Genomic DNA, 10,383 nt, shown 5'->3' with positions numbered 1-10,383 from the left:
GTTGCCCGAGCGAAGTATTCCAGAATTCGGCGCTGATCCCAGCTCATGCGAAGAAGCACCTTCCCTTATCGTGATACCAATCGGCCACGGGCACCGCGATCGAAGTGCCTCTATGTTCTTTAACGCCGGGTAGCGTGCAACGAGATCCCCAGCAAAACTTTTGTGTGCTCGAAGCAGAGCGAATTCGGTCTCAACTGTCCTACGCACCTCTGCAAAAGCATCATCGAGATCAACTACAATTTTCATCGGCACGACTGCGGCAATATGCAACCCTGTTGCTTCCGATGCAACTCCCGATACATTGAGCGTAGGACTCCATCCCAACTGAAGCTCAGATTCACCTGAGATGCGGGAAAGATAGATTAGCCAGCCGACCACTATGTGTACCATGCGCTCGATCGGTGCCAATTCAGCCAAAACGCTAAAAGCATTCTCCGAACTGGACTGCCATTTCGTCATGGCCAAAGCCGACGACAAAAAAAAGGGAAGCTGCAACGATCTGAACCCGGCAAGCCGCTGGCGCCAAAATGACTCTTGCACGGCTAACATTTCGAGCTCGGAAGTAATGCTCGACGCCTGTTCTACACCGAATATGTGAAGACGGTCTCCGATATCCAGACCGTGATGCTTCGCGAGCGCCGACGCGTCAATAGATTGACCGTCCGGACCAGAAAACCAAACATCGACATCTTGCGTAGCTGTCGCGACACGCCAATTCCAACGGTGGATCCCCAGCAAGGAACCCGGAAGCTCATCCGAGCATCGATCCAGAACCTTTACGCGTTTGACTGCCACAAGATCATCGACCAAGATAACCTTTGGCATTCCCAACGGATTTGGATAATTTGCTCCGAAATCCAAGGCCCGCACCATTGCAGACAAATCTTCCGCAGATCGATCCCAACGTAAACAGCCCCCAACATCGGGCCTTCGATATCTCGGAAAGTAGCTCCTGTCCAGCATCCTTTGCGGACGTATATCGAGGGCCCCATCGGTCAATCCAATTAGCAACTCACGGAACCCCTCGATAGCAGCTTCATAACATCTAATGTTTAGGGTGAATGCGGTGTCGGTCGGCGTTATTAAAACCTGACGCCGAACGACCACATCACCAGTATCGACGCCTTGATCCATACAATGCCACGTAATTGCATATTCGCTTTCACCAGCAAGCAAGGCCCAAGAAGTGGCATGAGTTCCCGCATATTGAGGGAGGGGTCCATCGTGATAATTGAAAGCGCCTTGACGTGCCTGCCTAAGCATACCCACTGGCAATATGAACGGATTGGCGACAGAAAATATATATTCAACGGGCTCAATATCTATAAATGTCGAGAGCTCGTCGACGCTGCTACAACATAGGATATTGGCACCGGTGGCCCACTCGGAAAACCGGGAGTCCGCACAAAGTACCGCGCGGATCACGTGCCCCCTTTCTTGGGCTAGCTGAGCACACCTAATGGCTAGCGTACCGCTACCGACAATAACGCTAGACACCTTTGATAAGGCTAACCGCTTATTCGCCCCATGATCCGGGCGCGCCAAGGAAATACGATTTAACATCTTAATCTCCCAGCCAAGACCGAAGTCATTTGGCCAAGCGTGCCGCCGTTACGACGACACCGCCACGGAAAGCATCGAACGCAATGCTGCCGCTGAATGCGGGTTCGTGAACACGCGCCCGCCATTTGACACAGCCGGCGCGTTGACGAGCTCCCTGCGACTCACGAACAAAGATCCGGTGCTGCTGATGTCGCGATTTCTCCCGTACACGTCAGAATGGCAAGCGTTCCCATCCGCATCACGTCGACGCCTACTGCGAGCAGAAGCTGAGCGCACCGCTTCATCACGATTCCCGCCCGCAGATGTATCTCTGCCCCCTTTGCTCCAGCCCAAACTACCGCTCATGCATTTGCGTTTGCGCCGATCGGCGACGTAGCCAAGACAACGCAACTACTTTTTGCAAACCCGAATAAAGTACCCGACCTTCTGGAATTCGCCTGCCAACGCACGAATGCGCCCCTATCAGTGAAAAACCTTGTGCACGCAAAGCAAATCAGACACTGCAGCCGGTACGGAATGGGTACTATCATGCCACCGTTCGTGCACCGCATTGATATCAAATGTTTTTTCGATGTCCTAGCGATTTTCTAATATCCCCCAGTTTCTGAGGCTTTGAGCGGCACCGAATTTGGCGGAAGCTCCAGAGCGTGGGGAGTTATTCATCCGGTAGTGCCCGACCCAGAAGCATGAATCGAACGACTTCTGCGGGCGGATCAGAGGAGGAGTGCGAATACGAGGCGGCGCTGGCTGAGGTCGGCCGATTATCTAGTGCACCGAGCCCAAGATGCATGGTCGCGGGTTTGAAGTCGCGCGATCGTTGCCACCTGGCGAGGGTGCGCCAGTTCTGCAGGGAGGCGCCATCTGCAGTCGTTGTGGTCGCTTTTCCGACTCCGTTACGCTACGCGGAAGACAGGAAGCCTAATATGTCTGCGATCAAGCACAAGACGCTCTTGGAGAACCTTGCTGCCAGTCAATTGACGGAGCGCCGATCGGGTGAAACAGTTTACGCGTTGATCGTCGCGTCGATGACTCCCGCTGCCGATGAGTTGGCAGGGCAGATGCGCAGGGAAATCGAAGCGCGTCACGCTGAAGCCGATCGGTTACGCCTGCGCGCTATAGAACGCGCGCAGGTCGACGCAGATCTTGCGCAACGGCGCTTCATGCTGGTCCATCCAAGTAACTGACCGGTCACCGACACACTCGCGCAAGAATGGAACGACAAGCTGTCGCAGATTGCAGTCTGAAAGAGTTTCTCAAGCAATCGAACGCTGAGATGAGGTGGCCAGCTAGCTAAGATCGGCCAGCCGTGCATACGGTCACGCAGTAACGGGCTGCATCACGTCTGTAGCCGGCGCTGTCCCTGATTGGACAGCAGCGGCAGAAATGGGCGTTGCCAGATGAACTATGGATTGCCCAAGCTATGAGACCGGCCAAGACGCGTTCTGGATCTGTCATGCCTTGCAAGGTCGCGGGATCGAATGCTGTCTTGTCGATCCCACAAGCATCTCTGTGGAACGCCAGAAGTAGCGCGACAAGACGCACCGAATGGAAGTAATCGTGCTGGCCATCAACCTGCGTGTGTTGGCCGCATGGTAAACGGGATCGCGTGCACGCGATCCGTGTGCCGTTGCTGCCCGATGAGACGTCGTGCAACGTCATACGCGACCGTGGGCAACTGCAGAGGGAAGTCCCACAACACCGGCGGCGCACGTGCAAGCTACTGGTCCCCCTCGGTTACTGGGGTCGAGTCGACAGCCGGAAGTTCACCGCACGTCTGTGCACGCGGCGAGGTACGGTGCCACGACGGTACGCCACTACCACTGGAACTTCAGCGACGGCTGTTGCGCGAATGCGAACAACTGGTGCTCCTTAAGCAGTAACTGGCGACACTGGAAAAGGAGACGCTCGGGAGCCTCCCGAAGCCGAGCGGAAGCGAATCGATCGCCTCAAACGCCCTGAGTGGCATTGGGGCCGTTGGTGGCTCGCGACTGGCACTGGAACTGTTCTGGCGGCGGTTTGAGCCTCGTGACAGTGGTGAGAGCCAGGTCGCCAAGGCCATCAGCAATCAAGGCAATCGGAGAGTGCGGGCACTACGGATCGAGACGGCATGGGCGTGGATCCGTTATCATCCAGAGAGCGTCATTGACGTATTGGGTTCTCGCAGCGAACAGCTGGCACGGCCCCCAATCGCCGCGCGCGACGGATTGCAATCGGTGCACTCGCACATTTCGTACGGCGGGAAACTGGTCGAGAGCATGCGCCAAGATGCACCGGCCAGCACCATCCAGCGCAGCGCGTTGAAAATATCGCGAATCACATGTCGGCGCTGCGGCGCGGCTTCGCTCGTCAAGAGTACCGTCACTATCGGAGCGAATTGATGACTGTCCCAGCAACGTCGGCTTTCGATGTGCGCGAGCTCGCTGTACCACGTGCTTCGGCAGCAGATATTGAGATCTTTTTCATCACCTTCGATTTTCGCGCGACGCTCGACTGTCCCGCATTCGCTCCACTCTCGGACGATGAGCGTGAAAAGGTCGCGCGCTTCCGACGCCGCGACGATGCGCTGCGTTGTGCCATCACGCGCGTCGTGCTGCGTCAGTTGCTGGCCGAACGAACAGATTTGAAGGCAAGTGAATTGCGTTTCGAGCTAGACACCGGTGGTCGACCGCGTCTCGATAAGTCGATACAAGGGGGCCCCGGTCGGCAACTCGACTTCAACGTTTCGCATTCTGAGCAGTATGGTCTGGTCGCAATTGCGCGGCGACGGACGGTTGGTGTAGATATCGAATTTGCTCGCAATGACCTCAACTGGAGGAAACTCGCGTCAGCGGTGTTTGCGCCGCGCGACGAAGCACACGTAACCGCATTGCCGATGCACAGACGAACCGACGCATTTTATGACGTATGGACGGCAAAGGAAGCGGTGTTGAAGGCGCGTGGCGTCGGCATCGGAGGAGGCATGACATGGTTTTCTGTCCTTGGCGACGGGCAGCACGAGCCAAGCATCGTAGTTTCCGAGGAGAGTGTGTGCAATCGCGACCTGATTGCGAATCTCGACGCAGTTTGGCTTCGTGCCCTGAACGGTTATGCCGCGTGTGTCGTGTGGTCGCGCGACGCCGCTTGGTGCGATGCGTAGGCACAATGTAGCTTGAGCGTTTCGAGAATTTAACTCCAACCAAAGTTTGCGCTAGCGCGAAGCGAAAGCAGCCGGTCGGCGCATCCGAAATGCATAACCTGTGCAAAAATCATCGTGATCTGATCAAAAGCGCCGTTGCAGAGAAAAGGAATTGGTGAGATTCGGCCCGTTTCCTGAGACCAGAAATACCAAAAATTGAAATTGCCCGTATGGCACGTGCCAACCATGACATGCTAGCAATGGCTGGACTGCCCTTTACACGTCGATGTGTATGTCCAGACTCCCATGTCCCCCCAATACTCTGGAGCCCACATGTCAACGCCATTCGTCTACTTCGACTGGTCAGCCAACATGTTGTAGACATCGGCGGTGATGCGAGTTGTAATGTCGAGGACGGTAGCGGAAATTTTAGCGCACATCCGGCTGCGGACGTATTCTTAGAGTCGCCGGTAAAGACTACCATTCACGGTCAGGAACTTGTCGTGTGCGAACATGGATTGCAGCAGGTGCGAGACATCAAGCGCCTCAGCGCTCGAAATCACGAAAACGCGGATTTTGTCGCACTTCGCGTTTACGATCTGGTTGCGCCCCGATCAGGCGTTTCCAGAGTTCTTTTGCCATCCGGCGTCAGAGGTCTGCAATAGCAGCTGCCGAGCTCGCTCAGTTGCTGTTCCGTGATTTTCGCGACAAGGGCATCCTCTGCCTCACGAACCGTCACAGACCATTTCTGGATCGGCTCAACGGCTGCCATCTCTCCGACCGAATCGCCGGGGAACCGCCGGCGGATCGGCGTAGGGTTGACGACGATGTCGAACGCGCCGGTGATGATGAAATACACGTCGTTGTCGGTGGCGTCCTGCTGGATGATAACGTCGCAAGTCTTGACCTGAATCAGTTCGGCCATGTCGGCCAACTCCGCGGCCAGATCTTTGTCGCCGCCGACGAGCTTCTGGCCCGTGAACGCTTCAACACGCAGGCGTTTGCCCGTTTCCCCAGAAAATCTCTCAATCATTCTTGCTCTCTCCGTGCCGCCTTTGGGAAACAAGCAGCAGCGATATTCTGATGGAGGACAGGCTACAATTCGGTGCCGGCAGTGAACCGCCCCGGGTTTTCCGGAGACTCCACTTCTTGAGAAAATGGAGCTATGGAAAACACGAAGAAGAAATCCCCAAGATACTCGCCGGAAGTGCGTGAGCGGGCTGTGCGAATGGTGCTGGAACATCAAGGCGACCGGGAATCGCAATGGAAAGTGATCGCGTCGATTGCGGCGAAGTTTGGCTGCTCGGGCGAGACGCTGCGTAGCTGGGTGCGCAAGGAGGAGCGGGATCGGGGTTTGCGCCCGGGCACGAGTACGCAGGAGCAGGATCGGCTCAAGGAACTGGAGCGGGAAGTACGTGAGCTTCGGCAGGTCAATGAAATCCTGCGCAAGGCGTCAGCGTATTTCGCACAGGCGGAGCTCGACCGCCGACCGAAGTGATGATCACGTTCATCGATGATCACCGGCACGTCTACGGGGTCGAGCCGATCTGCAGGGTGCTGCCAATCGCACCGTCGACGTACTACACCCATGTGGCTCGCCGCGCCAATCCTGACCTGGTGCCGCCGCGGGCCCAGCGTGACAGGATGCTCAAGGATGAGATCCGGCGCGCGTGGGAAGAAAACTTCCAGGTCTATGGCGCAGACAAGGTCTGGACGCAATTGAAGCGCGAAGGCATTGTCGTGGCGCGCTGCACGGTCGAGCGGCTGATGAAGCAGATGGGCCTGCGCGGCGTGGTGCGGGGCAAGACGGTACGTACGACAGTGAGCGATGGTTCGACGCCGTGCCCGAAGGATCTGGTGAAGCGGCAATTCACGGCCGAACGGCCCAATGCGCTGTGGGTTTCAGATTTTACCTATGTATCGAGCTGGCAGGGCTTCGTCTATGTCGCGTTCATCATCGACGTGTTCGCCCGACGCATTGTCGGCTGGCGCGTGTCGAGCTCGGCGCGCACGGACTTCGTTCTGGACGCACTGGAGCAGGCCTTGTACGAACGACAGCCGGCGCAGCAGGACGGGCTGATCCATCACAGCGACCGCGGCGTGCAATACGTATCGATCCGCTATACGGATCGGCTGGTCGAGGCGGGCATCGAGCCGTCGGTGGGCAGCGTGGGCGACTCCTACGATAACGCACTGGCTGAAACGATCAACGGCTTGTACAAGGCAGAGGTCATCCATCGCCTCGGACCGTGGCGCAATCTGCAGGCCGTTGAAATGGCGACGCTCGAATGGGTGGACTGGTTCAACAATCGTCGGCTCTTCGGCCCCATCGGCAACATTCCACCCGCGCAGGCCGAAGCCGCTTATTATGCAAATCTCGCTGGGTCTGCCGCCGTGGCATGACTCAAGCAAAATAGTCTCCGGGAAACCCGGGGCGGTTCAGCAGCGCCGTCCGTGGGGTGTCTGCGAACGTGAGAAAGCGGAGTCCGGTCGCAGGTCATCTATCCGGTTATTTCGAGATCGAGTTCGTGCCGCATTGTGGTGGCGGCAAGGTCGACAGCGAGCTCGTGCACACGCTTGTGATGACTGATATCGCGACGGGATGGACCGAATGCCTGGTCAGGCCGTGTCGCAGAGGCGCATTCGTTCTGGAGCATATTAGGCAGGTCCGCAGTGCATTGCCGTTTCCCCTGCGCGGTCTAGATTGCGACAACGATAGCGCCTTCATGAACGAGACGGTGTGCTACTTCTGCAAACCAACGGGTATCGAGCTTACTCGGTCGCGTGCATACAAGAAGAACTACGAGGCGTGGGTCTAGCAGAAAAATGGCGCTATCGTTCACCGCTTGGTCGGCTACGGAAGGCGCCGAGGCCTGGAGGGCCACGGAAATCCTTGCCCCCTTTAGCAGGTCTCGCCGCTCTACATCAACTTCTTCCAGGCGTCGTTCAAGCTGAAATCCAAGACCCGTCACTGCGCGAAGGTGCCAACGTTCTTTTGGGGCGACATGGGGCCGCCAAGGCGACGGCAGTCTCGCTTGATCCTTATGGGTATGTGGCGCGATCCGTCGCAGCCACCGAATCGAAGAAACGGAGGCACTCGGCTGCTGTGATCGGGATGAAGTTGAGGCTGGCCTCACGCGGCCATGGTAAGTACTGGTCGCGTGACACCTACCCGCTAATGGGTGCGGGTAATTGCAAGGGTGAGGCATCGCTTACAGATACGTAGCGCCTCGACCTCGCGCAGGCTCAGATTGAAGCGGTGATACAGCGTACCGCGGAGCCGATCACCGCGGCCGGGAAGCGCAACCTTGGAAGACGATTGACTCTTCTTCATCCTGCCGATCTAATGGACTCGACCTTCAATTTGACAAAGTCCGCGCCGGGCGATCCAAGGTGCGGCATTACCGGTCTGATGCCGTGCGCTACTATGGTTTTCCAAAATTCGAATAAATGGGCTTCGAATAGGTCCCACGCCCTGCATATGTCACATTGACCCTCGATTCGATTGCGTGAGCGTGCCTGGCGATATCTAGCATAGGGTGACGAATACTTGCGTCGCACGACCATTTCCCCCATTGAAACGGGAGGAAGATTGATAGCCTGCGAGGCCAATCTCACACTCCCCACCCTGAAGATTTACTTTTGGACTAGAAATATACCCCTCATGATAATATCCCCCGCCAAATACCAAACCAGATGGCAACATCACACCTGCCATCGAAATACAAAGAACATATTTTTTGGCCCACATTTCGCACATCCTAGTAAAAATTCAAAGTTAACTGCCCATTAAAAATCACCACGCAAAAGCCCGACAGGCGCCCCCATCTACCGAATTCAAACAAATCGCGACTACGCAAGAACACGCGAAAGACAATCAGAATCCCATATTACACCGCCCGATATTACCCTGAACACAATCGTTATATGGAAGGGATGGAGTCTTTGATACGATCTTCTTGCCCGTGCTGGTCGTCATTCCGAAAACGTCTCTGACGTTTGTTAGTAAGATCGGGGCCACGCCATGCGTAGCAATTTTTATTGCGCCGTACTGAACCTTACGTATCTCATCGCTTAGCCGATCCCACCGCGTAGTTCTATTTGAATCTTCGAGACTCAATCGATATGGAGTGAAAGCATCATCGCCTAATGCAGTCGATGCAAAACTCCCTTGGATACTACGAAACCTTACCGCTTCTGATAGCACTGTTGCGTACGATAGCAAGGCCCTTGCCTCCGCTCCGTTTATCGCACTAGTCAAAGAAACATGATTCATTAGGTTCCTATACCCCTTCATCAGTGAATATCTATCGATTGACAAATCTGTTCTATCCGCGCTTACTCCGGCACTCCTTGCCAACGAGAGATAGCTAGAATCTCCTGTCATATTTACCGTGAAATCTGCCAAACGCCGTGGCGCATTCACCTGTACTCTTCCGCTGGCTGTATCCGAAAAATCAGAAAATCGGTAAAATATACGCGCAACGATAAACCCTGCCAGGTACAAATCGGATGGGTTCATCACAAACCTAACATCTGTATTTGAGGATGGGTCATTGGGACCAACTCCAATTATTTCAATGGTAATCCCCTCTACAATATTTGACGCATCGGGCCTTAATTGATACAAAATTTTATTGCCAGGGATATTCGCGAGCGACATCGCATCGCCCATTGCAGTTCTAATTGCACCCAACGATTGAACATATTTTTGCGGGGAACTAAAATCGACCCTGAATTCGGCAGCATATAAAAATGAACAGGTCGAAAAACACCACGAAATTAAAATGACCTTCATGACTTTTTTCATCAAAACTCCACCGTTATATCGCGTCATCTCAAAACGAAATTCGCGATCCTGATGCCCCTTTGCTTATTAAGCGAAGTTGCCACATATTAAGCACAATCAATTTTATCTAAAAATCGCATAAATGCACTCAAAACTGAGGCGGCCTTTTTCACATAGCGGCGCCAATTATCAATTTGCGCAAATACAGGGGCACGCCGACATTGGATGAGCCTAGCAGCTGGATTACTTACGCATAGCCCCACTCCCACAAGATTAGCCTAACCACATACTCAATTGCTAAATCTATGCCAACAAGCCAACGCCAATAGCAAGTAGAAGCTCGAAAGCCCTTAAAGCCCATTCACCGATAGCATCAACAAACAAACCGGACAATTCCGACAGTTTGTGTCGCTACCGATAGGGGGCGCCGGGAATTCAGACAGTGGTGCAAGTGGAACGACTGGTCCTGTCTGCTGCTATCGTTCGGCAGCGAAAGCAGACAAACCTTTTGAGCGGGGCCACAACGACATGTTCAAAAAATCCATGAACGAATCAGAGACTCGACATCGGTTACACTCCGGTCGGCGGCCTTTTTATTGGCTTTGACGTGATCGCGGGACTTGCAACTCTGGCATTCTGAGGAGCTTCATGGATGTGACTCTGACTGCGATTCCTCGCTGCGTCCTAACGTAGCGTTCCTTGTGTTCGCTGAGTTCCTCTATCGGTACTTTCACAGCGAAGAGAACAAAGAGCTCTGCTGGCTAAAAACGCGGGAAACCTTCCATTTTTGTCGAGTCGAACTCGAACACTCTGATCTTGGGCTTGTCGACGCTGGAACGCGTGGTTCGGCATGAGAGGAAGGACCGGCGACAATAACCACCGCTATGTGGAAGAGTCAGGAACAGTAGAGACCGCC

General features: G+C 54.8%; 7 protein-coding genes, 2 pseudogenes and 1 other annotated feature. Of the genes and pseudogenes, 4 read left to right on the top strand and 5 right to left on the bottom strand.

The window, feature by feature from the left end; genetic code table 11:
* Positions 1-388 precede the first annotated feature (388 nt).
* Positions 389-598 carry a hypothetical protein gene (locus QFZ94_RS44335; protein WP_429464352.1) on the top strand — a complete coding sequence of 70 codons (210 nt, stop codon included), beginning with the start codon at positions 389-391 and terminating at the stop codon, positions 596-598.
* A 431-nt stretch (positions 599-1,029) separates the two neighbouring features.
* On the opposite strand, the pseudogene QFZ94_RS44330 reads toward QFZ94_RS44335, so the two are convergent.
* Positions 1,030-1,563 (bottom strand): annotated as a pseudogene (locus tag QFZ94_RS44330) (formyltransferase family protein); the annotation flags it as partial.
* A gap of 923 nt (positions 1,564-2,486) precedes the next feature.
* Here QFZ94_RS44330 and QFZ94_RS44325 point away from each other — a divergent pair.
* Complete coding sequence (locus tag QFZ94_RS44325) at positions 2,487-2,747, top strand: hypothetical protein (protein ID WP_429464294.1); 261 nt, start codon at positions 2,487-2,489, stop codon at positions 2,745-2,747.
* A 941-nt stretch (positions 2,748-3,688) separates the two neighbouring features.
* On the opposite strand, the gene QFZ94_RS44320 is transcribed toward QFZ94_RS44325, so the two are convergent.
* Positions 3,689-3,913: a hypothetical protein gene (locus QFZ94_RS44320; protein WP_429464293.1), complete on the bottom strand. Its 225-nt coding sequence runs from the start codon at positions 3,911-3,913 to the stop codon at positions 3,689-3,691.
* Between the two features lie 27 nt (positions 3,914-3,940).
* Here QFZ94_RS44320 and QFZ94_RS44315 point away from each other — a divergent pair, with 27 nt between their 5' ends.
* Positions 3,941-4,699, top strand: a complete 759-nt coding sequence (locus tag QFZ94_RS44315) for a 4'-phosphopantetheinyl transferase family protein (protein WP_026228739.1) — start codon at positions 3,941-3,943, stop codon at positions 4,697-4,699.
* Between the two features lie 464 nt (positions 4,700-5,163).
* On the opposite strand, the pseudogene pycTIR reads toward QFZ94_RS44315, so the two are convergent.
* Positions 5,164-5,711, bottom strand: a pseudogene (gene pycTIR / locus QFZ94_RS44310) (Pycsar phage resistance system effector protein PycTIR); the annotation flags it as partial.
* Positions 5,712-5,843: 132 nt separating this feature from the next.
* Here pycTIR and QFZ94_RS44305 point away from each other — a divergent pair.
* Positions 5,844-7,081 (top strand): IS3 family transposase gene (locus tag QFZ94_RS44305; protein WP_429458928.1). Its coding sequence is split into 2 segments (ribosomal slippage): positions 5,844-6,147 and positions 6,147-7,081, totalling 1,239 coding nucleotides; the frame shifts between segments, so codons are not numbered across the junction.
* Positions 6,134-6,250 (top strand) — a sequence feature (AL1L pseudoknot). Its footprint overlaps the gene before it by 117 nt.
* Positions 7,082-8,207: 1,126 nt before the next feature.
* Here QFZ94_RS44305 and QFZ94_RS44300 read toward each other — a convergent pair.
* Positions 8,208-8,429, bottom strand: coding sequence for a hypothetical protein (locus tag QFZ94_RS44300; protein ID WP_429464291.1), 222 nt, complete (start codon positions 8,427-8,429; stop codon positions 8,208-8,210).
* Positions 8,430-8,555: 126 nt separating this feature from the next.
* Positions 8,556-9,488: a ribosome-inactivating family protein gene (locus QFZ94_RS44295; RefSeq protein WP_429464289.1), complete on the bottom strand. Its 933-nt coding sequence runs from the start codon at positions 9,486-9,488 to the stop codon at positions 8,556-8,558.
* Between the last annotated feature and the right edge of the window lie 895 nt (positions 9,489-10,383).

The organism is Paraburkholderia sp. JPY465, from assembly GCF_050436725.1.
In the GTDB taxonomy this organism is placed as follows: domain Bacteria; phylum Pseudomonadota; class Gammaproteobacteria; order Burkholderiales; family Burkholderiaceae; genus Paraburkholderia; species Paraburkholderia youngii.
This window is presented reverse-complemented; position numbering and strand designations above follow the sequence as displayed.

Coding starts and splice junctions, on each gene's coding strand:
- QFZ94_RS44335 (WP_429464352.1), top strand. CDS start 389: ATGCGCTCGATCGGTGCCAATTCAGCCAAAACGCTAAAAGCATTCTCC.
- QFZ94_RS44325 (WP_429464294.1), top strand. CDS start 2,487: ATGTCTGCGATCAAGCACAAGACGCTCTTGGAGAACCTTGCTGCCAGT.
- QFZ94_RS44315 (WP_026228739.1), top strand. CDS start 3,941: ATGACTGTCCCAGCAACGTCGGCTTTCGATGTGCGCGAGCTCGCTGTA.
- QFZ94_RS44300 (WP_429464291.1), bottom strand. CDS start 8,429: ATGTGGGCCAAAAAATATGTTCTTTGTATTTCGATGGCAGGTGTGATG.
- QFZ94_RS44295 (WP_429464289.1), bottom strand. CDS start 9,488: ATGAAAAAAGTCATGAAGGTCATTTTAATTTCGTGGTGTTTTTCGACC.